Raw genomic sequence first — 25,148 nt, forward strand, 5'->3', positions numbered from 1 at the left:
AACGTGATTGAATTGCTCAGCGGCTTGCTGTTGCTGATCGCCGGCGCCGAGCTGATGGTGCGCGCAGCCGTGCGCCTCGCCTCACGCCTGCATGTACGACCGCTGATTATCGGCCTGACCATCGTCGCCCTCGGCAGCAGCGCACCGCAGATGGCGGTCAGCCTGCAAGCGACCCTGGCACAGAACGCCGACATCGCCGTCGGCAGCGTGATCGGCAGTAGCATCTTCAACATCCTCGTCACCCTCGGGCTCTCGGCGCTGATCATCCCGCTGCGGGTTTCACGGCAACTGGTGCGCCTGGATATTCCGCTGATGATCGGCGCCAGCCTGCTGGTGTTCGTTTTGGCGTGGAACGAAGAACTGACCCGCGCCGATGGCGTGCTGCTGCTGGCGGCACTGGTGCTGTATCTGGGCCTGTTGCTGCGCCAGTCGCGGCACTCGACCCGCCCGCAATCGACGACCCACGAAGTCCCCCACGCGCCCTGGCTCAGCAGCCTGCTGATGATCGTCGTGGGTTTGGCGATGCTGGTCTACGCCGGGCACCTGCTGCTGGGCGCGGCGGTTTCGGTCGCCACCGATCTGGGGTTGTCGGAGCGGATCATCGGTTTGACCATCGTCGCCGTCAGCACCTCCCTGCCGGAACTGGCAACCTCGTTGATCGCCGCCTTGCGCGGTCAGCGCGACATCGCCGTGGGCAACGTGATCGGCAGCAACCTGTTCAATCTCTTGGGCGTGCTGGGCTTCACCGCGTTGGTCGCGCCGTCGCCGCTGTCGGTATCGCCCAACGCCCTGGATTTTGACTTGCCGGTGATGCTCGGCGTCGCGGTGTTGTGCCTGCCGGTGTTCTATTCCGGTTACCGGGTGACCCGCGCCGAAGGTCTGCTGTTTTTGGGCTTGTATCTGGCTTACGGTCTGCACGTGGTGTCATTCACCACCGGCATGCCGCTGGCCGGCAAGCTTGAACACCTGATGCTGTTTTTTGCCCTGCCCGCGCTGGTGGCGTTTTTGCTGTTCACGTCGCTGCGCGCCTGGCGTCGCCAACACCACAATAAGGAATTGCCATGACCGATGATAAAAAGCCTGGCGTTGAAGTACGCCGCCAAGTGATGGGCGATGCCTTCGTCGACCGCGCGCTGGGCAATGCCACCGAGTTCACTCAACCGCTGCAGGATTTCGTCAACGAGCACGCCTGGGGCAGCGTCTGGAACCGCGAAGGTTTGCCATTGAAAACCCGCAGCCTGATCACCCTCGCCGCGCTGACCGCGTTGAAGTGCCCGCAGGAATTGAAAGGTCACGTGCGCGGTGCGCTGAACAATGGCTGCACCGTGGAAGAGATTCGTGAAGCGCTGCTGCATTGCGCGGTGTATGCCGGTGTCCCGGCGGCAATCGATGCGTTTCGCGCGGCTCAGGAAGTGATCGATAGCTACCAGAAGCCGGAGTAACAAGCTGACATTTGTATTGGCAGTGAGATTGCCTTCGCGAGCAGGCTCGCTCCCACAGTGGATCTTCAGTGTTCATACGATCCTTGTGGGAGCGAGCCTGCTCGCGAAGAGGCCCGATAAAACACTGCAAATCCTGAAGCTAGATCCACCCGCCCCACTGCAACAGAAAGATCCCGAGGTTGGTGGTGACCGCCGCCATCAACGTGGTGATCACGATGATCGCTGCCGCCAGCTCATGATTGCCATTGGCCTGACGGGCCATGACAAAACTGGCCGCGGCGGTCGGGCTGCCGAAGTACAGGAACAAAATTCCCAACTCCGCACCACGAAATCCACAGAGCCACGCCCCCAGTGTCGCCAGAACCGGCAGGCCGATCATCTTCACCAGGCTTGAGCTGAGCGCCATGTTGCCGCTTTTGCGCAGTGCCGCCAGCGACAGCGTGCCGCCGATGCAGATCAGTGCCAATGGCAGAGTGGTTTGCGCCAGATATTGGCCGGACGTCTCCAGCCATCCCGGCAAGCTGATCTTGAAGTAAGCAAACGGCGCCGCGGCAAACACGCTGATGATCAGCGGATTGACCATCACGCTTTTGCAGATGCTCCAGGGGTCGGACTTGATCACCGGGCTGTATACCGCCAGCACAATGGTCGAGAGCGTGTTGTAAAACAGGATCACCAACGCCGCGAGAATCGCCCCGAGGGAAATCCCGTAGTCGCCGTACATGCTTGCCGCCAGCGCCAGCCCGATGACCCCGTTGTTGCCGCGAAAGGCGCCCTGGGTGTAGATCCCCCGGTCTTCCCGCGGGCACTTCCAGATCGCCCAACCCCAGGCGATGGCGAAACACGCCAGAGTGGCGAGCGAGAAGTAGATGAGCAGCGCCGGTTGCAACGCGGCGTGCAGGTCGGCATGCAGGATGCCCAGAAACAACAACGCCGGCATGGTGACGTTAAACACCAGGGCCGACGCCGTGTGGATGAAGTTGTCGTTGATCCAGTCGATGCGCTTGAGCAGCACCCCCAGGAACAGCATGGCAAACACCGGCGCGGTGATGTTCAGGGTTTCGAGGAAGATAGCCAGCATGCCGGGGATAACCTTGGGTGAGCGTCGTTAGGGGGCTAATGATAAGCCACTAGGGACTCCGGCGTCTGGTAGAGCGCTTTCGCGAGCAGGCTCGCTCCCACAAGGGAATGCATTTCAAATGTGGGAGCGAGCCTGCTCGCGAAGAACGATAACGCGGTCTTACGTGATGGGCGCCGGGTTGAACAAGGTGATGTCGTTATGCAGTTTGTGCTTCTCGGCCCACGTCTGCTGCTTCCCGCTAGCCACGTCCAGGTAGTAGTGAAACAACTCCCAGCCAAGGTCTTCGATCGAGGCGCGCCCGGTCGCGATCCGCCCGGCATCGATGTCGATCAGGTCCGGCCAACGTTGCGCCAGCTCGGTCCGGGTCGACACCTTCACCACCGGCGCCATCGCCAAACCATATGGCGTGCCACGCCCGGTAGTGAACACGTGCAGGTTCATCCCCGCCGCCAATTGCAACGTCCCGCAGACAAAATCACTGGCCGGGGTCGCACAGAAAATCAGGCCTTTGCGCTTGAAGCGCTCACCGGGGCCCAGCACCCCGTTGATCGCGCTGCTGCCGGATTTGACGATAGAGCCCAGCGACTTCTCGACAATGTTCGACAACCCGCCCTTCTTGTTGCCCGGCGTGGTGTTGGCGCTGCGATCCGCTTCGCCTTTGGCCAGGTAACGGTCGTACCAGTCCATCTCGCGCACCAGTTCCTGAGCGACTTCCTCGGTTTCCGCACGGGACGTGAGCAGGTAAATCGCGTCGCGCACTTCGGTGACTTCGGAAAACATCACCGTCGCACCCGCGCGCAATAACAGGTCCGAGGCATAACCCAACGCCGGGTTGGCGGTGATGCCAGAAAACGCGTCGCTGCCACCGCACTGCATGCCGAGAATCAGCTCGGACGCCGGCACGGTTTCCCGGCGACGTTGATCGAGCTTCTTCAAACGGGTTTCGGCCAGCGCCATGATCTGCTCGATCATCTCGGTGAAACCGTGACTCGAATCCTGCAAGCGGTACAACCACGGATCGCTCAAATCCACCGAGCTGTCGTTCTCGTGCATCACCTGTCCGGCCTGCAATTTCTCGCAGCCCAGGCTGATGACCAACGCTTCGCCACCCAGGTTCGGGTTACGCGCCAGATTGCGCACGGTACGGATCGGGATGTACGCGTCAGTCGCGGTAATCGCCACGCCACAACCGTAGCTATGGGTCAGCGCCACCACGTCATCGACGTGCGGATACTTGGGCAGCAACTCGTCCTTGATGCGCTTGACCGCATGGTCCAGCACGCCGGTGACGCACTGAACCGTGGTGGTAATCCCGAGAATGTTGCGCGTGCCGACGGTGCCGTCGGCGTTGCGATAACCCTCGAACGTGAAGCCTTCCAGCGGTGCCTGCGCCGCCGGCACTTCGGTGGACAGCGGCAAGCTGTCCAGCGGTGGCGCGGTGGGCATGCGCAGTTGATCTTCCTTGACCCAACTGCCGCGCGGAATCGGCTGCAACGCGTAGCCGATGGTCTGCCCGTAACGAATCACCTGGCCGCCCTCGGGAATGTCTTCCAGGGTGACCTTGTGGCTCTGCGGCACGAAATCCACGGTGACCAGGCCGTCCGGAAATTCGGTGCCGGCCGGCACGCCTTGGTCATTGACCACGATCACTACGTTGTCCCGCTCGTGCAGGCGGATGTAGCGCGGCGAGTCGGAATGTTCAATCAACTGCATGACGCCGCTCCTCAGGAATGCGCTTGAGACAATTTGTTATGGGTTTCAGGACCGCTGACTGGCGGTTCCTTGAGTACCACACGTTTGATCGGACCGACGATTACCAGGTAGCTGAACACCGCGACCAGGGCGTTGCAACCGACAAACACCAGCGCCCATTTGAACGACCCGGTGGAGCTGATGATGTAACCGATAACGATCGGGGTGGTGATCGAAGCGATGTTGCCGAACATGTTGAACAGGCCGCCACTCAAGCCGGCGATCTGTTTCGGCGAGGTGTCGGACACCACCGCCCAGCCCAACGCGCCGACGCCTTTGCCGAAGAAGGCCAGGGCCATGAAGCCGACGACCATCCATTCGATGTCCACATAGTTGCAGGCCACGATGCTGCTGGAGACCAGCAAGCCGGCAATGATCGGCGCCTTGCGGGCGAAGGTCAGGGAATGGCCTTTGCGCAGCAGGTAGTCGGAAATCACGCCGCCGAGCACACCACCGATAAAGCCGCAGATCGCCGGCAACGAGGCAATGAAACCGGCCTTGAGGATGGTCATGCCGCGCTCTTGCACCAGGTACACCGGGAACCAGGTCAGGAAGAAGTAGGTGATGCCGTTGATGCAGTACTGGCCCAGATACACCCCGAGCATCATGCGATTGGTGAGCAACTGGCGGATGTAGTCCCACTTCGGACCGTCGACTTTTTTGCCTTTGCCTTTGTCCTGGTCCATGTCGACCATGCCGCCGTTGTCGGCGATGTGCTTGAACTCGGCGTCATTGATCATCGGGTGCTGACGCGGGCTGTGGATAACCTTCAGCCAGATCCCCGAGAAGATGATGCCGATCACGCCCATGACGATGAACACGTGCTGCCAGCCGAAGCTGTAGACGATCCAGCCCATCAGCGGCGCAAACAACACGGTAGCGAAGTATTGCGCCGAGTTGAAAATCGCAGACGCCGTACCGCGTTCAGCGGTCGGGAACCAGGCCGCAACGATGCGTGCGTTACCGGGGAAGGATGGCGCTTCGGCCAGACCCACCAGGAAGCGCAGCATGAACAGCGCAACCACCGCCGTGGACATGCCGAACTCACCGACATAGCCCTGCAGCACGGTGAACAGCGACCAGGTGAAAATGCTTAAAGCGTACACTTTTTTCGAGCCGAAACGGTCCAGCAGCCAGCCACCGGGAATTTGCCCGGCCACGTAGGCCCAACCGAATGCGGAGAAGATATAACCGAGGGTGACCGCGTCGATACCGAGGTCTTTTTGCAGGCTGGAGCCCGCGATGGCGATGGTAGCCCGGTCGGCGTAGTTGATCGTGGTCACCAGAAAAAGCATGAGCAAAATCAAATAGCGGACGTGGGTCGGCTTGGTCGCTTGCATGWAGATGTACTCCCACTGATTATTTTTATGCGCGGGTGAAACTGTTGTGTTCCCCGTAGGGCTGTAGGAGCTGTCGAGTGAAACGAGGCTGCGATCTTTGTTTTTCAAGATCAAAAGATCGCAGCCTCGTTTCACTCGACAGCTCCTACAGGGGTACTGCGGTGTATCAGGAACCGATGTAGGCAGTTTTTACGACGGTGTAGAACTCTTGCGCGTAGCGACCTTGCTCGCGGGAGCCATAGGATGAACCTTTACGCCCACCGAATGGAACGTGGTAATCCACGCCCGCCGTCGGCAGGTTGACCATCACCATCCCGGCCTGGGAATGGCGTTTGAAGTGGTTGGCGTACTTCAGCGACGTGGTGGCGATGCCCGCCGACAGACCGAACTCGGTGTCGTTGGCCATGGCCAGCGCGGCCTCGTAATCCGCTACGCGAACCACGTTGGCCACCGGACCGAAGATCTCTTCGCGGCTGATACGCATCGCAGCTTCGCTGTCGGCAAACAGGGTTGGCGCGAGGAAGTAGCCTTCAGTGTCGCAAGTCACCAGACCACCGCCGCTGACCAGACGTGCACCTTCGGACTGGCCGATGTCGATGTACTTCATGTCCTGTTCAAGCTGCGCTTGCGAGACGACCGGACCGATGTCGGTGCCGGTTTTCAACGCGTGACCGACCTTGATCGACTTCATGCGCTCGGCCACGGCTTCAACGAACTTGTCGTGAATCCCGGCGGTGACGATGAAGCGGCTCGAGGCGGTGCAACGCTGGCCGGTGGAGTAGAACGCGCTCTGTACCGACAGCTCGACCGCTTGCTTGAGGTCGGCGTCGTCGAGAATGATCTGCGGGTTCTTGCCGCCCATTTCCAGCTGAACCTTGGCCTGGCGCGACACGCAACTGACCGCGATCTGACGACCCACACCGACGGAACCGGTAAAGCTGATGCCATCGACTTTCGGGCTCTGCACCAGTGCATCACCCACCACACGACCGCTGCCCATCACCAGGTTGAACACGCCGGCCGGGAAGCCTGCGCGGGAGATGATTTCTGCCAACGCCCAAGCGCAACCCGGCACCAGATCCGCCGGTTTCAGCACGACGCAGTTGCCGTAGGCCAGGGCCGGGGCGATTTTCCACGCAGGGATAGCGATCGGGAAGTTCCATGGCGTGATCAGACCGACCACACCCAGCGCTTCGCGAGTGACTTCAACGTTCACACCCGGACGTACCGACGGCAGATAGTCGCCGGACAGGCGCAGGCATTCACCAGCGAAGAACTTGAAGATGTTGCCGGCGCGAGTCACTTCACCGATGGCTTCGGGCAGGGTCTTGCCCTCTTCCCGGGCCAGCAAGGTGCCGAGTTCTTCGCGGCGAGCGAGAATTTCGCTGCCGACTTTATCCAGCGAATCGTGGCGAGCCTGGATGCCCGACGTGGACCAGGCCGGGAACGCGGCGCGAGCGGCGTCGATGGCGGCGTGAACCTGGGCCAGATCTGCCTTGGCGTACTCGCCGATGGTATCGGTCAGTTCGGACGGGTTGATGTTGGTGGAGTAATCGCTACCCGCAACCCATTCACCGTTGATGTAGTTATCAAAACGCTTTGCATTTGCCACGGGATGTTCTCCTCACGCAAAAGGCCGCTGAATACTCAGCGGCCTTGTTAATCGGGTGTGTTACTGCGCACCTTGCTTGTCGATCAGCGCGGCGAGCATTTCGTACTCTTCGCCCGTCAGATCGGTCAGCGGCGCACGCACAGGACCTGCGTCATAGCCGACAATTTTTGCCCCGGCCTTGACGATGCTCACCGCGTAACCGGCTTTGCGGTTACGGATGTCCAGGTACGGCAGGAAGAAGTCATCAATGATCTTGCCGACGGTGGCGTGATCTTCGCGGGCAATGGCGTGGTAGAAATCCATCGCGGTTTTCGGGATGAAGTTGAACACCGCCGAGGAGTAAACCGGTACGCCCAGTGCCTTGTAGGCTGCGGCGTAGACTTCAGCGGTCGGCAAACCGCCCAGGTAGCTGAAGCGATCACCGAGACGGCGACGGATCGACACCATCAACTCGATATCGCCCAGGCCATCCTTGTAGCCGATCAGGTTCGGGCAGCGCTCGGCCAGACGTTCCAGCAGCGGCGCGGTCAGGCGGCAGACGTTGCGGTTGTAAACCACCACGCCAATTTTCACCGATTTGCACACGGCTTCAACGTGGGCGGCAACGCCGTCCTGGCTGGCTTCGGTCAGGTAGTGCGGCAGCAACAACAGGCCTTTGGCGCCCAGACGCTCGGCTTCCTGTGCATATTCGATGGCTTGACGAGTCGAACCGCCAACGCCGGCCAGAATCGGCACGCTGGTTTCGCAGGTGTCGACGGCAGTCTTGATGATTTCCGAATATTCGCTGGCCGCCAGAGAGAAGAACTCACCGGTGCCGCCCGCGGCGAACAATGCCGAGGCGCCGTATGGGGCCAGCCATTCGAGACGTTTGATGTAGCCCGCGCGATGGAAGTCGCCCTGAGCATTGAAATCGGTAACCGGGAAAGACAGCAGACCGGAAGAGAGGATGGACTTCAGTTCTTGTGGATTCATTATTCGAACACCCTGGGTAGCGACGTATGTGTGTGAGAAAACCGTTCAGCCTGCGCTGAAGTTGTAGGTCATCGTACAACTTAAATAATAACCGTCAACTGCATTTCATCGCCAACCGCAGAATTTAAGTCGGAAAGGTATTTTCTTGACGTAGGAAATTTCTCATCTATGATTCAGATAACTGTATATGCATACAGTTATTTTTTGATCGTACCGACGACATATCAAGGAGATAGAAATGTCAGGTCTACACGCACAACCGAAGGAAAAACCAAAACAGGTCATTGCCGAACTGGATGATCTTTTTACCGAGCAGGGCATCCCTCTCATCGGGGAAAACCAACACGTGGTCTTGCAGATTGCTGATCATCACAGCGCTACGACTCCCCTTCCCGCACCTGCGCCCACTGCCTCCGGCAAAGCCCTGAAAGGCAAGCCACAGCTGAGGTTCGAAGGTGGCGAACACACTGCAATCGGCGACAGCACCCTGCTGCGTTTCGTCAAGAACGCACCGGCTATCCCCGCGTCGCAGGTGGAACTGCATTTACCCAATGGGCTGGCACTGACCTACGGCCAGGTCGTTGCGCTGGGGGGTGATTTCTATGGAGTTCCCGATCAACCGATCAGCGAAGGCGCGACAGCCGCAGACCGAATCCAGCGTTTTACCAATGCCTTCAACTCGCTGGCCGTGCTGCCTGCTTCTAACGCTGAGGCCAAGTTGATTCTCGGCGTGATGCAAAAGGAAATCGCCGCGATCAAGCAGGCGATCAAGGACGGTAAAGAACCTCACGAGGCTTATGACGCCCTCGGTGATACGTTGTCGGAGGAGTGGAACAAGATTACCGGCGGCGGCAGTGTCGTCTCGGCGTTGTTCCCCTTTGGCCGCTACCTGAAACTGGCCGCCAACAATGCCGATCACTTCGCCGAATGGGCGCTGCTGGCCTATATCGCCGGGCACACCGCGGCGGTGCAACAAGCGCTGTTGGCCCACGCCAGTGGCGATGAAAAGCAGCTGGAGCTGGCCTATGCGATGAACGCTTTTGCCGATCACTACCTGACCGACCTGTTTTCCGCCGGCCACTTGCGAGTGCCGCGCAAACAATTGGCAGCGGTGGTCACGCCGAGCGATCTGGGTTCGTTGATCACGCGCTTCATGCACGACGAAGACAGCAAATTCGGCCTCAATGTGCGCAATGGCAACGGCGATCAATGGCGCGCGTACGGGGACAAACGCTACTTCGACGCCCTCTCCAGCGCCAATCGCACCCAGGTGAACCAGGCGGTGCAGGTGTCTGCAGATGAAGTGTTCGCGGCTTATCTCAGCGGAATCGCTCCGTCGGCCGCCAATTTCGGCGCCTTGAAAAAGCTGCCTGATCTGCAAGCAGTACTGAACCTGCCGACCAACTTCTCGCCGCTGTTCAGGGTCGAGGGCAACAAGGTGCTGCGGCGCAAGGACGTCAACAACCTGAACGACACTGCCACCGTGGATGACTGGTGGGGCTGGAGCACTTATTTGCTGCTCAAGGATTACAAACCCACTGGCAACGTTGCCTGATAAGGAGATCGATGATGACTATCAAATTGAAACTGGAATTGGCTTCGGGGCAATCGCTGAAGGGTGCGCCGTTGGAGTTGCTGGCCAAGGGAGTGCCGATTGCCCGGGCGGTGGTTGATGAGCATGGGCATGTGGCATTCGATGCCAAGGCTGGGGCTTCTGAGTGGGCCGTGAGGGTGGATCGTTCGATTCTCAGTACCGGCTGATTCCACGTACCTGATCGTTCCCACGCTCCCGCATGGGAATGCCTCTTGTGACGCTCTGCGTCACGCTTTGGGACGCGGAGCGTCCCTGGCTGCATTCCCACGCAGAGCGTGGGAACGATCTAACCTGCAGACCTTCAGCGCTGCGCCTCTGCCTCTTCATGCGCATGGCGCAGCCGCTCCCGGCTATTCGTCAGATGCAACCGCATCGCCGCCCGCGCCGCATCCGAATCCTGGCGGGCAATCGCATCGTAAATCTCTTCGTGCTCACGGCTCAGACGATTCATGTAGTGCTGTTGGTCGTCATGGGCCAGGCGCGCCGAGTTCAGCCGCGTGCGCGGAATGATGCTGGTGCCCAGGTGGGTCATGATGTCGGTGAAATAGCGGTTGCCTGTCGCGAGAGCGATTTGCAGGTGGAACTGGAAGTCGGACGCCACGGCATCGCTGGCATGGGAGACACTTTCATTCAACGCGTCCAGCGCCGCGCGCATCAACGCCAGCTGCTCGGGGCTGCGACGCTGCGCGGCAAGGCCGGCGGACTCCACTTCGAGGCTGATGCGCAGTTCCAGAATCGCCAGTACGTCACGCAGTGTGACCACGGTCGCCGGGTCGATACGGAAGCCGCTCGGGCTCGGGGTGTCGAGCACGAAGGTGCCGATGCCGTGGCGGGTTTCAACCTGGCCTGCCGCCTGCAAACGGGAAATCGCTTCGCGCACCACAGTGCGGCTGACGCCATGGGCATCCATGATCGCCGACTCGGTGGGCAACTTGTCGCCACGCTTGAGGTGACCGTCGCGGATCTGCTCGGACAGCACCGTCACCAGTTCCTGAGCGAGGCTGCGGCGCTTGCGAGGGAGGCGTGGTGCGTCGATCGGGTTTTCCATGGTGAACGTCTTTCTCGAAAGTTGCGGCTGAAACCGCATCATAGCTCAACGCGGTTGTACGATCACCACACCTCGTAGGAGCTGCCGAAGGCTGCGATCTTTTGACTTTGATTTTGAAGATCAAAAGATCGCAGCCTTCGGCAGCTCCTACAGGATTGTGGTGTTATGCGGTCACGGTCTGGTCCACCAGATGGCCATTCTCGATACGAACATGCCGTGGATGGAACCGCTTCAGACTGCTGCGATGCCCGACGCTGACAATGCTCAACCCCGGGATCTCATCGATCAAGGCCTGATACAGCGACGCTTCGTCCTCTTCGTCCATCGCCGAGGTCGCTTCGTCCATGTACAGCCATTGCGGTGCATAGAGCAGCGCACGGGCAAAGGCCAGTCGCTGTTGCTCACCCGGCGACAGCATGCGTTGCCAGTGATTCGCTTCATCAAGACGCGCAACCAGGTGCGGCAAGCGGCAGGTTTCCAGCACGTGGACGTAGCGCTCGTGCGGGTAGGTGTCGCCGGGTTGTGGATAACTCAACGCCTCGCGCAAGGTGCCAATCGGCAGATAGGGTTTTTGCGGCAGGAACAAATAACGCGCCGCTGGCAGACGAATGCTGCCGTGGCCAGCCGGCCACAAATGCCCCATCGCCCGCAGCAAGGTCGACTTGCCGCTGCCGGAACGGCCGCTGAGCATGACGCGCTCGCCCTCCTCCACGGTCATGTCGGCGTTGGTCAACAGGTGACGACCATCCGCCAAATCGAGGCCAAGGTTATGCACTTTCAACACCGAGCCAAGGTTTTGCACATCAATCGCCGGCGCACGCTCTTCGTTGTCGGTCATGGCCTGGCGGAAACTCAGCAGACGATCACAGGTGGCGCGCCATTCGGCAAGGTCCTGGTACGCAGTGATGAACCAACTGAAATTGTCCTGGACGTTAGCGAACGCCGAGTTGATTTGCATCAGTTCACCCAGCTCGATCTTGCCAGCGAAGTAACGCGGCGAGGCGACCATGAACGGGAAGATGACTGCGATCTGCTCATAGCCGGACGTAAAGAAGGTCAGGCGCTTGGACACTTTCATGATGTCCCAGAAGTTGTGCCAGACCATCCCGAAACGGCTGCTCAAGCGACGATTCTCATTAGGCTCGCCGTTGTACAGCGCAATGCTTTCGGCATTCTCGCGAACCCGCACCATGGAGAAACGCAGGTCGGCTTCGAAGCGTTGCTGGTTGTTGTTGAGGCCAATCAGACGACGGCCAATCAAATGCGTCAGCCAACTGGCGACGGCGGCGTAAACCAGCGCGCACCAGAACATGTAGCTAGGGATCGTGAGGCCGAACACTTCGATACTGCCCGACACGCCCCACAAAATGATCGAGAACGACACCAAGCTGACGATGTTACGGATCAAACCAAGGCCCAGACCCAAGGTATTGGTGGTGAATTTATTGAGGTCTTCGGAAATCCGCTGGTCCGGGTTATCGGTGTAACCGCCTTGCTCCAGCTGGTAGTAATTCTTGTTTTCGAGCCAACGGGTAAAATGCTTCTCGGTGAGCCAGGCCCGCCAGCGAATCGTCAGCATCTGTGTCAGATAAAGCCGATACACCGCGCCAAGAATCGCCACCGCCGCGATACCGCAGAAATACAAGATCAACTGCCAGAAGGCTGCTTCGTCCTTTTTCTGCAGGGCATTGTAGAAATCCTTGTACCAACTGTTGATCCACACCGAAATCGCCACGCTGAACAGCGACAGCGCGATCACGGCGATCAGCAACGTCCAGGCCTTACCCTTCTCTTCGCTGCGCCAGTAAGGCGTGGTCATCGCCCAGACTTTGCGAAAAAACTGCCCGCGCACAGCATCGTTGACCGCGGAATATTCAGCGTTCTGATTCATGTATAAGGCTCGATAAAGAAAAGAACACACACGAACCGATCATAGATGATCGGTTCGGTTCCCCGCGAGGAGCGGCCTGCATTCATTCAGCGCAGGTTCAGCGACGAACGGGGCGCTTCTGCAGTTTGCGCTGCAGCGTGCGGCGGTGCATGCCCAGTGCGCGGGCAGTGGCGGAGATGTTGCCTTCGTGCTCGGTCAGCACGCGCTGGATGTGTTCCCACTGCAGGCGATCCACCGACATCGGGTTTTCCGGCACCAGCGTGTCGAGGTCGGCGTGCTCAGAGAGCAGCGCGGCCAGCACGTCATCGGCGTCCGCCGGTTTGCACAGGTAATTGCAGGCGCCGCGTTTGATCGCCTCGACGGCGGTGGCGATGCTCGAGTAACCGGTGAGGATCACCACGCGCATTTCCGGGTCCAGCTCAAGTAACTTGGGCAACAGCACCAGGCCGGAATCGCCGTCCATTTTCAGGTCCAGCGCGGCGTAGTCTGGCAGGTCAGCCTGAGCGATGGTCAGGCCTTCTTCGGCGGAACCGGCGGTGCTGACGCGAAAGCCGCGGCGGGCCATGGCACGGGCCATCACCCGGGTAAAAGTTGCGTCGTCGTCTACCAGCAGCAAATGCGGCAGTTCTTCGCCTTCGCCTTCGACTTGGATCTCGTCACTCATGTTCGTCTCCTCGGGCGACACGGGGCAGGCGCAGCTCGGTGAGCGTGCCGCCTTCCTCATGACTGTAGAGTTTCACTGAGCCGCCGGCGCGTGTCACGCTGGCCTTGCTCAAAAACAGGCCCAGGCCGAAACCTTTGCCCTTGGTGGTAAAAAACGGTTTGCCGATCTGTTCGGCGATGGCCAGCGGCACACCGGCGCCGTGGTCGCGGATGCTGATGGTCAAGTCCTCGGCATTCCAGTCCAGCGTCACTTGCAGGCCTTCCGGGCAAGCATCGGCGGCGTTGTTGAGCAAATTCAGCAGCGCCTGGGTCAGGTCCGGCGGCGGCGCCATGCGCGGCACGGTGCCTTGGCCCAAGCGCTGGAAGCGGTAACTGGCTTCCGGGCGCATCAGGTGCCAGCGGTTCAGGGCTTCGTCGAGCCAATCGGTGACGTCCTGCATCTCCACGGCCAATCGACGATTGGCCTCGGCGGCGCGCACCAGTTGCTGCAAGGTTTCTTTGCAGAGTTTGACCTGATCCTGCAGCACGCTCAGGTCGTCCTGCAACATCGGGTCGTGATGGTCCTGACGCATTTCCTTGAGCAACACACTCATGGTCGCCAGCGGCGTACCCAATTCATGGGCGGCACCGGCGGCCTGGGTGGCGACGGCCAGCAGTTGCTGATCGCGCAGGCCCTCTTCGCGACGGATGGCACGCAGTTCTTCCTGACGGCGCAGCTCTTCGGCCATGCGTGCAGCGAAGAAAGTGATGACCGCCGCGGCCAGGGCGAAACTCAGCCACATCCCGTAAACCTGCAGGTTTTCCCGAGCGATCGGGAAGGTTTGCAGCGGATAGAAGCGGGCCAGTAGCAAGGTGTACATCGTCAACGCGATACCGGACAGAATCACCGAATAACGCCACGGCAACGTCACGGCGGCGATGGTCAGCGGCACCAGGTAATAAGAGACGAAGGGGTTGGTCGAGCCGCCGGAGAAGTACAGCAAGGCACTGTGGATAAACAGGTCGCAGGCCAGTTGCACGGCGTATTCGAGTTCGGTTACCGGCCATGAGGTGCGCAGGCGAATCGCCGTGAACGCGCACAGCAACATCGAGCAACCGAGGGTCGCAGCCAGTTGGAACCAGGGCAGCGGTAGTAAGTCGAGCCAGTAGGCCAGGCCCACGGAACCGGCCTGAGCGGCCAACACCAATGTGCGGATGAACGTCAGCCGCCAGAGATTCTGGCGAGTTGCGGAAGTGATTTGAACGGGGGCGAGCATGAGCTCTCCTGATGAGCGCTCCAGGCGGATCGCACGGAGTATAACCAAGCCGCGGGCCTGAGAGGCGAAAGTGCGGCAAACGACCACAGGCCTTCAGCCAACACAAAGCCCTTGTAGCAGCTGCCGAAGGCTGCGTTCGGCTGCGAAGCAGTCGTAAAATCCGACGCTGCACTCCTTCAGGAAAACCGCGCATACCGGATCTGCGACTGCTTCGCAGCCGAACGCAGGCTTCGCCAGCTGCTACATAGGATCGCGTCGATCTGTATAGAAGTTGTAACTGTGCGAACCGGATCATAAAAGCTAGAGTCTGATGGTTTCCCGCAGGCTCGGACCTTAACCCCTGCGCAACGTCCAAGGAGTTTTCATGCACAGTCTCAGCCGCAGCGCCGCCCTTCTTGCCCTTAGCGTTGGCACCGTCGCCAGCCTCCCGGCCCTGGCCGCCGACGAACTTCATTACAACCAGATCGCCCTGCGCGCCGAAGTCAGTCAGGAAGTGGCCCGCGACCTGATGATCGTGACCCTCTACACCGAAGAACAAAACACCGACCCGGCCAAACTCGCCGCCGACGTCAGCACCACCATGAACAAAGCGCTGGCCCAGGCCAAACAGGTCAAGGAAGTCACCCTGCGCCAGGGCAGCCGCAACAGCTACCCGATCTACGACACCAAGGGCCAGAAAATCACCGGCTGGCGCGAACGCGCCGAACTGCGCCTGGAAAGCTCCGACTTCGCGGCGCTGTCGAAACTGACCGGCGAACTGCTCACCGACCTGAAAATGGGTGGCATGGACTTCGCCATCGCCACACCAACCCGCAAGGCCAGCGAAGATGCACTGCTTAAAGAAGCCGTGACAGCCTTCAAGGCCCGTGCGCAACTGGCCACCGACGCGCTGGGCGGCAAGGGTTACAAAATCGTTAACCTGAACTTGAACAGCAACGGTTATCCACAACCGTACATGCGCGCGCCAATGATGATGAAAGCGGCGAGCATGGACGGTGCACCGGTGACGCCGGAAGTTGAGGCTGGCACCAGCCAGGTCAGCATGACGGCGGATGGTTCGATTGAAGTGTTGATGCCTTGATTCGATAACCCGTACACAAAAACGGCGATCACCGAAGTGATCGCCGTTTTTTTATGCCAGACCAAAACCCATGTAGTCCCTCTGTAGGAGTTGCCGAAGGCTTAAAAAGCGGAACGCGGTGCGTCCCAGGCTACATTCCCGCGCGGAGCGTGGAACGATCAAACGGTGTACATCTGCGAGGCATTGGTCGGCTGTAAGGCCGCCATCGTCGGAACGCCGCCCGGACCAAGCTCGCTCCCCCAGGAGATCGGCGTACGCCTTTCGCTCCTCACCACTCAACAGGCCGAGCGTTAGCTCGCCTGCAGCTTGTGATCTTGATCCACCCGCCCCTTCGGGAGGCTGAGTGGAGGTGTTCATCTGGGGGGCAGGCGCGCAGCGCCGTTCGACGCAGTCGAACACATCGAGAGGAGGTCGAAGCGAAGCCGACCGGAGGCGATGCCCCCAGATGAATACCGGAGCGAAGGAACGCCGAGCCTAGGCGAGGGGCCGGACGCTTGGGGCGAGCGTTTTTTTGCTTACTTTTTTTAGGCGTTTGTAAAAAAAGTGAGTCGCCGTAAGGGCGAAACCCTAAGTGGCCGTTACCGCAGAAATGGATATGTACACCTGAAAGAAAATGGTCGGCTATAAGGCCGCCATGTCACATAACCATCTTGAATATGCCGAGATAGAGGGGTCTCCCTCACAAATGGGTATTTCCGCGACTCCCGCCAACACCGCTACTCTCAGGAGAACACCACCGCACAGACCCCGGGGACTCCATGGAAAGAACCACCGTCAAACCACTCCTGCTCGCTCTCGCCCTCGCCACCACCGCCCCACTCGCCCAAGCCGCCACCACCCTGGTCTACTGCTCCGAAGCCAGCCCCGCCGGCTTCGACCCCAGCCAATACACCAGCGGCACCGACTTCGACGCCTCGGCCGAAACCGTCTTCAATCGCCTTACCCAATTCAAACGCGGCGGCACCGAAGTCGAACCCGGTCTGGCAACAAAATGGGAGGTATCCACGGACGGCCTCACCTACACCTTCCACCTGCGCGACGGCGTGAAGTTCCACACCACCGACTACTTCACCCCGACTCGCGACTTCAACGCCGATGACGTGCTGTTCACCTTCCAACGCCTGCTCGACCCGGAAAACGCCTTCCGCAAAGCCTACCCCGCCGAGTCGCCGTACTTCACCGACATGGACCTGAACAAAACGATCAAGAGCGTCGACAAAATCGACGACCACACCGTGCGTTTCAGCCTGAACAACATCGACGCCGCCTTCATCCAAAACCTGGCCATGAGCTTCGCCTCGGTGCAATCCGCCGAGTACGGCGCCCAGTTACTAAAAGAAGGCAAAGCCGCGGACATCAACCAGAAACCCGTCGGCACCGGCCCGTTCGTGTTCAAGCGCTATCAAAAGGACTCGCAGATCCGCTACGCCGCCAACAAGGCTTACTGGAAACCAGAGGACGTGAAACTCGACAACCTGATCTTCTCGATCACCCCGGACGCTGCCGTTCGCTTGCAGAAACTCAAGGCCGGCGAATGCCAGGTCAGTGGCTACCCACGCCCGGCAGACATCGAAGTCATGGAGAAAGACCCGAATCTCACCGTGCTCAAACAAGCCGGGTTCAACCTTGGTTTCCTGGCCTACAACGTGACTCATCCACCGCTGGACCAGCTCAAGGTGCGCCAGGCCCTGGACATGGCCATCGATAAACCCGCGATCATCAAAGCTGTCTACCAAAGTGCCGGCCAACTGGCGCAGAACGCCCTGCCTCCCGCTCAATGGTCTTATGACCCAAGCATCAAGGATGCGCCCCACGACCCGACGAAAGCGAAGGCGCTACTGAAAGAAGCAGGGGTTGCACCCGGTACCACTATTAATCTGTGGGCCATGACCGTGCAGCGCGCATCCAACCCCAATGCTCGAATGTCGGCACAAATGATCCAGCAGGACTGGGAGAAAGTCGGGATCAAGACCAACATCGTCAGCTATGAATGGGGCGAGTACATCAAACGCGCCAAAAATGGAGAACACGACGCGATGATTTACGGCTGGACCGGCGACAACGGCGACCCCGACAACTGGCTCGGCGTGCTCTACAGCTGCGCCGCGGTGAAAGGTAGCAACTACGCCAAGTGGTGCGACCCGGCGTACGACAAATTGATTCAGCAGGCCAAAGTGTCCACGGACAAACAGCAACGGGTCAATTTGTACCAACAGGCACAACAAATCCTTAAGCAACAAGTACCTATCACACCGATTGCCAACTCGACGGTGTTCCAGCCGCTGCGCAAGGAAGTCACCGACTTCAAGATCAGCCCGTTCGGCCTCACACCCTTCTATGGTGTGGGTATAAATAAGTAACACCGCGCTCTAACCGGGTGCGCCAGCCGCCCCGGCCGCCCTCTGTCGGTGCGCGATTTGCACTCAAAAAAACCTGCGCAAACGGTCAAATGCGCCTGAATTTATACAAATGCGACATTAAGGTACGTTCGTGCCACTGTTTAACGCCTGTGGTCGCTCAGGATCTTGCATTGGGTATGGCCCCTGCATAAGTATCCGCAGGCACGACTCACGAGGTCGTCCTCTAATTCCAAAAATGACAACAAATCATGAGGCCACCATGCTTAAACACGCGGTCATTCCGTTTTTAGTCGGCGCAGGCTTGTTAGCTAGCGCACCTTTCGCCCAAGCGGCGACTAACCTGGTGTTTTGCTCCGAAGGGAGCCCGGCCGGTTTTGATCCTGGTCAGTACACCACCGGAACCGACTTCGACGCCTCTGCAGAAACCATGTTCAACCGCCTGACTCAGTTCGAGCGCGGCGGCACCGCCGTTATTCCAGGTTTGGCGACCAAATGGGACATCTCCGATGATGGCCTGACTTACACCTTCCACCTGCGTGAAGGCGTCAAGTTCCATACCACCCCGTACTTCAAGCCGACTCGTGAGTTCAACGCCGACGACGTGCTGTTCACCTTTAATCGCATGATTAACAAGGATGATCCGTTCCGTAAGGCGTACCCAACCGAATTCCCGTACTTCACCGACATGGGGATGGACACCAACATCACCAAGATCGATAAAGTCGACGACAAAACTGTCAAGTTCACCCTGAAAGAAGTCGACGCCGCGTTCATCCAGAACATGGCCATGAGTTTCGCTTCCGTCCAGTCCGCCGAGTACGCCGCCCAGCTGCTGAAAGAAGGCAAAGCCGCCGACATCAACCAGAAGCCGGTCGGCACTGGTCCGTTCGTGTTCAAGAGCTACCAGAAAGATTCCAACATCCGCTACACCGGGAACAAGGACTACTGGAAGCCTGACGACGTCAAGATCGACAACCTGATCTTCGCCATCACCACCGACCCGTCGGTACGTATTCAGAAGCTGAAGAAGAACGAGTGCCAGATCACTCTGTTCCCACGTCCGGCCGACCTGAAGGCTCTTCAGGAAGACAAGACTCTGAAAGTGCCTAACCAGGCTGGTTTCAACCTGGGTTACATCGCCTACAACGTGATGGACAAGATCAAGGGCAGCGATCAGCCAAACCCGATGGCCCAACTGAAAGTGCGTCAGGCACTGGACATGGCCGTCAACAAGCAGCAGATCATCGACTCGGTTTACCAGGGTGCAGGTCAACTGGCCGTCAACGCCATGCCGCCGACCCAGTGGTCTTACGACACCACCATCAAGGATGCCCCGTACAACCCTGAGAAAGCCAAAGAGCTGCTCAAGGAAGCCGGCATCAAGGAAGGCACCGAGATCAACCTGTGGGCGATGCCGGTGCAGCGTCCGTACAACCCGAACGCCAAGCTGATGGCTGAAATGCTGCAGTCCGACTGGGCCAAGATCGGTATCAAGGCCAAGATCGTGACCTACGAGTGGGGCGAGTACATCAAGCGCTCCAAAGGCGGTGAAAACGGCGCGATGCTGATTGGCTGGAGCGGCGACAACGGTGACCCGGACAACTGGCTGAACGTGCTGTTCGGCTGCGATTCGCTGCAAGGCAACAACTTCTCCAAGTGGTGCGACAAGAAGTTCGACGGCATCGTGAAAGAAGCCAAGCGCACGACCGATCAGTCCAAGCGCACCGAACTGTACAAGCAGGCGCAACACGTCCTCAAAGATGCCGTTCCAATGACACCTATCGCTCACTCGACGGTGTTCCAACCCATGCGCGACAACGTGCAGGACTTCAAGATCAGCCCGTTTGGCTTGAACTCCTTCTACGGCGTCAGCGTCAGCAAATAAGGTTTTGCAACGGCGACGTTTTTAACGTCGCCGCTGCTTTATCTGCCGAGAAAGTAGGAATCCGCTGACATCCAAATCCACTGCCTCCTACAGCAGCGGTTTCGGACGCATTGCCTTTTCCCACGAGTCTTTCGGAATCTACGCATTTACTGCCAGACCCACGGCTCCTACCGTCGGGATCTGACCAGTTCGTGCGTGGGCTCTCGGTTGCTGCCGCTCATGGCTTGAGATCAGTGATGCCTCCACGTCCCCGGACGGGATGGCGACTCATTGAAAAACACATAAGAGAAAGGGAGCGTCATGCGCCATACCTTGGTTTTATCCGCATTGCTGGGCACCGGCCTGCTGGCCGCCACTTCCATCAGCCAGGCCGCCAATAACAGCCTGGTGTTCTGCTCCGAAGGCAGCCCCGCTGGCTTCGACACCGCGCAGTACACGACCGCGACCGACAATGACGCCGCCGAGCCGCTGTACAACCTACTGGCAGAGTTTGAAAAAGGCGCCACCAACGTCGTACCAGGCCTGGCCACTCGCTGGGATATTTCCGAGGACGGCCTCAAGTACACATTCCACCTACGCGAAGGGGTGAAATTTCACACAACCAAATACTTCACGCCGACCCGTGATTTCAATGCCGATGACGTGCTGTTCACGTTCAATCGCATGCTCGATCCGCAGCAACCTTTCCGTAAGGCCTATCCGACCGAGTTCCCGTATTTCAACGGAATGAGCCTGAACAAGAACATCGCCAAGGTCGAGAAGACCGGGCCGCTGACCGTGGTCATGACGCTCAACAGCGTGGACGCCGCGTTCATCCAGAACATCGCCATGAGCTTCGCCGCCATCCTGTCCGCCGAATACGCCGACAAACTGCTGGCCGAAGGCAAGCCGAGCGATATCAACCAGAAGCCGATCGGCACCGGGCCGTTCGTGTTCAAGAGCTACCAGAAAGATTCCAACATCCGTTACACCGGCAACAAGCAGTACTGGGACCCGAGCCGGGTCAAGCTTGAGAACCTGATTTTCGCCATCAACACCGACGCCTCGGTGCGGGTACAGAAGCTCAAGGCCAACGAGTGCCAGATCACCCTGCACCCGCGCCCTGCCGACGTGACCGCGCTGAAGAACGACCCGAAGCTCAAGCTCATCGAGAAGCCCGGTTTCAACCTCGGTTACATCGCCTACAACGTGCGCCACAAACCTTTCGACCAGCTCGAAGTGCGCCAGGCGCTGGACATGGCGGTGAACAAACAAGGGATTCTCAACGCCGTCTATCAAGGTGCCGGTCAACTGGCGGTCAACGCCATGCCACCGACCCAATGGTCCTACGACGAGACCATTAAAGACGCCGCCTACAACCCGGAAAAAGCCAAGGAATTGCTCAAGGCTGCCGGCGTGAAGGAAGGCACTGAAATTACTCTGTGGGCGATGCCGGTCCAGCGCCCTTACAACCCGAACGCCAAATTAATGGCCGAAATGCTCCAGGCTGACTGGGCAAAAATCGGCCTCAAAGTGAAGATCGTCAGCTATGAATGGGGCGAGTACATCAAGCGCACCAAGAATGGCGAGCATGACGTCAGCCTGATTGGCTGGACCGGTGACAATGGGGACCCGGACAACTGGCTCGGCACGCTTTACAGCTGCGACGCCATTGGCGGCAACAACTACTCCATGTGGTGTGATCCGGCTTACGACAAGCTGATCAAGCAGGCCAAGGTCGTCACCGACCGCGACCAGCGCACCGTGCTTTACAAACAGGCGCAGCAGTACCTCAAGCAGCAGGTACCGATTACGCCAGTCGCCCACTCGACGGTTAACCAGCCGTTGAGCGCCAAAATCGAAGGATTCAAGGTGAGTCCTTTCGGTCGTAACGTGTTCTCGGGCGTCAGTATCGACCAATAACCGATTAGCCAAATCGCTGGGGGCGCATTGCGCCCTCACGCAAGCGTATTGCCGTAATTCGTCAATCTGGCCTACAGCAAACGTTTGCGATGCCTTGTATGAGTTCTAAACCAAATAGCCGGATCACCAAAAAAGACCGGCATTAAAAAAAGAAAGAAAGGAGCTTCACCCCATGAAACTGAGTAGCACCGCGTTACTGGCCTTGGCCATCAGCAGCGTAACCGCCTCGGCGTACGCAGAAACCCAAAGCCAGGAATTCACCCCGGTTACGGTCAATACCAAAAGCGCTCAAGCCGATGCAACCGGCTTTATCGAAGGCAGTACGGTCACCGGCAGCACGCGTAACTGGTACGCCAACGAACAACTGAAACGTGGTGGCAAGTTCACTTACCGTAAAGACGGTGTAGCGACCCCGACTGATCGTCGTATCAACTGGCTCCAGGGCACCATCGTCAAGTACAACTCGGGCTTCACCGAAGGCACCGTGGGTTTCAGCACAGAAGTAGCGGCCTACAACGCCATTGCTCTGGAACGTGACCGCGAGAACCTGGCGTCCAACAACGGCGGCGCACCGGGCACACGCCCAGGCGCGGGCAACAACCGTACCCTGACCAAAGAAGGCGGCGACGCTCAAGGTCAGTGGAGCAAAATCGGCCTGGCCAACGTCAAGGCTCGTGTCTCCAACACCACCCTGACCGCTGGCCGCATGAACTTCAGCAGCCCGCAAGTCGATGTGATCGGCAACCGCCCACTGCCTTCGAGCTTCGAAGGTGTCGCGATCCACAGCGAAGAGCTGAACAACCTGTCCTTCGACGCAGGGACCTTTGACCGCGTTTCGCCGCGTACCGAAGAAAGCCTGAGCAAGTTCCGCTCCGAATACCAAAACATTACTGCTGAAACCGATCACGTTAATACGGCAGGCCTCACCTATACCCCTTTCGCCAGCCTGACCACCAGCCTGTGGGCGACCCAGGCCGAAGACTACTGGAACCAGTACTACTTCGGCGCCAGCCACGTGTTGGGTGACAGTTCGGTACTGAGCCTGACCACCGGCCTGAACTACTACAAAACCGTCGACCAAGGTAAAAAGCTGCTGGGCCAAATCGACAACCAAGCCGGCTCCCTATCGTTCGGCCTGACTCACCAGGCTCACAGCCTGACCTTCTCGTACCAGGAAATTAACGGTAACGAGTACTTCGACTACCTGCACGAAACCAACGGCATCTACCTGGCCAACTCCCTGCTGTCGGACTTCAACGGCCCGAACGAGAAGTCCTTCCAGATCGCCTACGGCCTGAACATGGCTGAGTACGGCGTTCCAGGCCTGAAGTTCAACATCTACCAGGCTCGCGGCTGGGGTATCGACGGTACTCACTACAACGGTACTGCCTACGACGTTAAGAACATGGACGGCGAAACCCACTACGAATACGGCATCGGTTCTACGTACGCCGTTCAGAGCGGCCCACTCAAAGCCACCACTGTTCGCGCGACCTATACCGCACACCGTGCCAGCGAAAACCAGGGTGATGGCAGCATCAACGAGTTCCGTCTCGTGACCACCATCCCGTTCAACATTCTGTAATGAACCTGCCAAACGGCTGATTCAGTGACGAATCGGCCGTTCGGCTTTTGTCCTTTTAACCGATTGCAGAGGGTTCTTTGATGAAAATGCTTCCCCTACGTGCGGCCATCGCAGCCGCGTTGCTGAGTGTCGCTATTGGCGCCTCGGCCAAACCCCTGGTGGTCTGCACCGAAGCCAGTCCGGAAGGCTTCGATATGGTCCAGTACACGACTGCAGTCACCGCCGATGCGGTGGCCGAAACCATCTTCAATCGTCTGGCGGACTTCAAGCCCGGCACCACTGAAGTGATTCCGGCACTGGCCGATTCCTGGGACATCAGCGAGGACGGCCTGACCTACACGTTCCACCTGCGCAAAGGCGTCAAGTTCCACACCACCGAATACTTCAAGCCGACCCGCGACATGAACGCCGACGACGTGGTCTGGAGCTTCCAGCGTCAGCTGGACCCGAACCACCCGTGGCACAAACTGTCGAGCGTGGGCTTCCCGTACTTTGAAAGCATGGGCTTCAAGGAACTGCTCAAAAGTGTCGAGAAGATCGACGACAACACGGTCACCTTCACCCTGACCCGCCGCGAAGCGCCGTTCCTGGCCGACATCGCCATGGCCTTCTCCTCGATTTACTCCGCCGAGTATGCCGACCAGCTGCTCAAGGCCAACAAGACCGGCGACCTGAACAACAAGCCTGTCGGCACCGGCCCGTTCGTTTTCCAGCGTTACAACAAGGACGCTCAAGTTCGCTTCAAGGCCAACCCGGATTACTTCCGTGGCAAGCCACCGGCTGATTCGCTGATCCTGGCCATCGCCACCGACAACAACGTGCGCTTGCAAAAACTGAAAGCAAACGAGTGCCAGATTGCGCTGTATCCCAAGCCAGATGACATTCCGAGCATCAAGAAAGACGCCAAGCTGAGTGTCGATGAACTGAACGCGATGACCGTCTCGTACATCGCCATGAACACCTCGCACAAGTACATGAGCGATGTGCGCGTACGTAAAGCCATCGACATCGCCTTCGACAAGGCCGCGTACGTCAACGCGTTGTTCGGCAAAGGCAATGCGACCGTGGCGGTCAATCCGTACCCGGACACCTTGCTGGGCTACAACCACGACCTGAAGAATCCGCCACGTGATCTGGACAAGGCTCGCGCCTTGCTCAAGGAAGCCGGCGTACCGGAAGGCACCACGTTCACTCTGTTCACCCGTAACGGCGGCGGTCCAACCAACCCTAACCCAATGCTCGGCGCGCAGATGATGCAGGCTGACCTGGCCAAGGTCGGGATCAAGATCGATATTCGCGTCATGGAATGGGGCGAAATGCTCAAGCGCGCGAAAAACGGCGAGCACGACATGGTTTCTGCCGGATGGGCGGGCGATAACGGCGACCCGGATAACTTCCTGACGCCTATGCTCAGTTGCGAGGCCGCCAAAAACGGCGAAAACTACGCACGCTGGTGTAATGAGAAGTTCCAGACGCTGATCGATGAAGCCCGGGCTAAAGTGAACCCGGCGGAACGCGCAGCGCTCTATGAGCAAGCCCAGGAGGTTTTCAATCAGGACCAGCCATGGATCAGCATGGCGCACACCCGTATGTTCACCGCAATGCGCAACAACGTAGAGGGCTATCACATTAGCCCGCTCACCACTAATAACTTCGCCACCACCCAGGTGAAGTAGATAAGAAA

General features: G+C 58.9%; 19 protein-coding genes. 10 read left to right on the forward strand and 9 right to left on the reverse strand.

Annotated elements, in window-relative coordinates:
- Positions 1 to 3: 3 nt before the first annotated feature.
- Both EAH74_RS24040 and EAH74_RS24045 read left to right on the forward strand, forming a co-directional pair.
- Positions 4 to 1,065 (forward strand): calcium/sodium antiporter, encoded by a 1,062-nt coding sequence (locus EAH74_RS24040; RefSeq protein WP_140681565.1) that lies wholly within the window; start codon positions 4 to 6, stop codon positions 1,063 to 1,065.
- Positions 1,062 to 1,442: a carboxymuconolactone decarboxylase family protein gene (locus tag EAH74_RS24045; protein WP_140681567.1), complete on the forward strand. Its 381-nt coding sequence runs from the start codon at positions 1,062 to 1,064 to the stop codon at positions 1,440 to 1,442. Before EAH74_RS24040 ends, EAH74_RS24045 begins: the two co-directional genes overlap by 4 nt.
- 139 nt (positions 1,443 to 1,581) lie before the next feature.
- Here EAH74_RS24045 and EAH74_RS24050 read toward each other — a convergent pair whose 3' ends face one another.
- The 5 genes from EAH74_RS24050 to kdgD all read right to left on the reverse strand — a co-directional run bounded on the left by EAH74_RS24050 (position 1,582) and on the right by kdgD (position 8,199).
- Entirely contained in the window at positions 1,582 to 2,523 is a 942-nt protein-coding gene (locus EAH74_RS24050; RefSeq protein ID WP_140681569.1) for an AEC family transporter, read from the reverse strand.
- A 159-nt stretch (positions 2,524 to 2,682) separates the two neighbouring features.
- Complete coding sequence (garD, locus tag EAH74_RS24055) at positions 2,683 to 4,236, reverse strand: galactarate dehydratase (protein WP_140681571.1); 1,554 nt, start codon at positions 4,234 to 4,236, stop codon at positions 2,683 to 2,685.
- Between the two features lie 11 nt (positions 4,237 to 4,247).
- Positions 4,248 to 5,621, reverse strand: a complete 1,374-nt coding sequence (locus tag EAH74_RS24060) for an MFS transporter (protein ID WP_345789607.1) — start codon at positions 5,619 to 5,621, stop codon at positions 4,248 to 4,250.
- A 160-nt stretch (positions 5,622 to 5,781) separates the two neighbouring features.
- The gene (locus tag EAH74_RS24065) at positions 5,782 to 7,227 is read right to left on the reverse strand and encodes an aldehyde dehydrogenase family protein (protein WP_140681573.1); all 1,446 of its coding nucleotides are present in this window, start codon (positions 7,225 to 7,227) and stop codon (positions 5,782 to 5,784) included.
- Positions 7,228 to 7,287: 60 nt separating this feature from the next.
- On the reverse strand, positions 7,288 to 8,199 hold the full coding sequence (gene kdgD / locus EAH74_RS24070; RefSeq protein ID WP_046045831.1) for a 5-dehydro-4-deoxyglucarate dehydratase: 912 nt from the start codon (positions 8,197 to 8,199) through the stop codon (positions 7,288 to 7,290).
- 238 nt (positions 8,200 to 8,437) lie between these two features.
- Between kdgD and EAH74_RS24075 the strand changes: the two genes are divergently transcribed.
- Positions 8,438 to 9,754, forward strand: a complete 1,317-nt coding sequence (locus EAH74_RS24075; RefSeq protein WP_140681575.1) for a phospholipase — start codon at positions 8,438 to 8,440, stop codon at positions 9,752 to 9,754.
- Between the two features lie 14 nt (positions 9,755 to 9,768).
- Complete coding sequence (locus EAH74_RS24080; protein ID WP_140681577.1) at positions 9,769 to 9,960, forward strand: hypothetical protein; 192 nt, start codon at positions 9,769 to 9,771, stop codon at positions 9,958 to 9,960.
- Between the two features lie 134 nt (positions 9,961 to 10,094).
- On the opposite strand, the gene EAH74_RS24085 is transcribed toward EAH74_RS24080, so the two are convergent.
- From EAH74_RS24085 to EAH74_RS24105, 4 genes are all read right to left on the reverse strand, one after another.
- A complete protein-coding gene (locus EAH74_RS24085) occupies positions 10,095 to 10,841 on the reverse strand; it encodes a FadR/GntR family transcriptional regulator (protein WP_008148921.1) in 747 nt (248 codons plus the stop codon).
- A gap of 163 nt (positions 10,842 to 11,004) precedes the next feature.
- A complete protein-coding gene (locus EAH74_RS24095) occupies positions 11,005 to 12,732 on the reverse strand; it encodes an ABC transporter ATP-binding protein/permease (protein WP_140681579.1) in 1,728 nt (575 codons plus the stop codon).
- Positions 12,733 to 12,829: 97 nt separating this feature from the next.
- Entirely contained in the window at positions 12,830 to 13,396 is a 567-nt protein-coding gene (locus EAH74_RS24100; protein WP_008148925.1) for a response regulator transcription factor, read from the reverse strand.
- A complete protein-coding gene (locus EAH74_RS24105; RefSeq protein ID WP_095129467.1) occupies positions 13,389 to 14,651 on the reverse strand; it encodes an ATP-binding protein in 1,263 nt (420 codons plus the stop codon). The genes EAH74_RS24100 and EAH74_RS24105 overlap by 8 nt, the downstream gene beginning before the upstream one ends.
- Positions 14,652 to 15,015: 364 nt before the next feature.
- Here EAH74_RS24105 and EAH74_RS24110 point away from each other — a divergent pair, with 364 nt between their 5' ends.
- From EAH74_RS24110 to EAH74_RS24135, 6 genes are all read left to right on the forward strand, one after another.
- Positions 15,016 to 15,732: an SIMPL domain-containing protein gene (locus EAH74_RS24110; protein WP_140681581.1), complete on the forward strand. Its 717-nt coding sequence runs from the start codon at positions 15,016 to 15,018 to the stop codon at positions 15,730 to 15,732.
- A gap of 758 nt (positions 15,733 to 16,490) precedes the next feature.
- Entirely contained in the window at positions 16,491 to 18,092 is a 1,602-nt protein-coding gene (locus EAH74_RS24115; RefSeq protein WP_140681583.1) for an ABC transporter substrate-binding protein, read from the forward strand.
- Positions 18,093 to 18,351: 259 nt separating this feature from the next.
- A complete protein-coding gene (locus tag EAH74_RS24120) occupies positions 18,352 to 19,977 on the forward strand; it encodes an ABC transporter substrate-binding protein (protein WP_123365253.1) in 1,626 nt (541 codons plus the stop codon).
- Positions 19,978 to 20,277: 300 nt separating this feature from the next.
- Positions 20,278 to 21,879: an ABC transporter substrate-binding protein gene (locus EAH74_RS24125; protein ID WP_140681585.1), complete on the forward strand. Its 1,602-nt coding sequence runs from the start codon at positions 20,278 to 20,280 to the stop codon at positions 21,877 to 21,879.
- Between the two features lie 172 nt (positions 21,880 to 22,051).
- Positions 22,052 to 23,464: an OprD family porin gene (locus tag EAH74_RS24130; RefSeq protein WP_140681587.1), complete on the forward strand. Its 1,413-nt coding sequence runs from the start codon at positions 22,052 to 22,054 to the stop codon at positions 23,462 to 23,464.
- Positions 23,465 to 23,544: 80 nt separating this feature from the next.
- Positions 23,545 to 25,140: an ABC transporter substrate-binding protein gene (locus EAH74_RS24135; protein WP_140681589.1), complete on the forward strand. Its 1,596-nt coding sequence runs from the start codon at positions 23,545 to 23,547 to the stop codon at positions 25,138 to 25,140.
- The last annotated feature ends 8 nt before the right edge of the window (positions 25,141 to 25,148 follow it).

It is taken from the genome of Pseudomonas mandelii, assembly GCF_006438925.1.
GTDB lineage: Bacteria > Pseudomonadota > Gammaproteobacteria > Pseudomonadales > Pseudomonadaceae > Aquipseudomonas > Aquipseudomonas mandelii_C.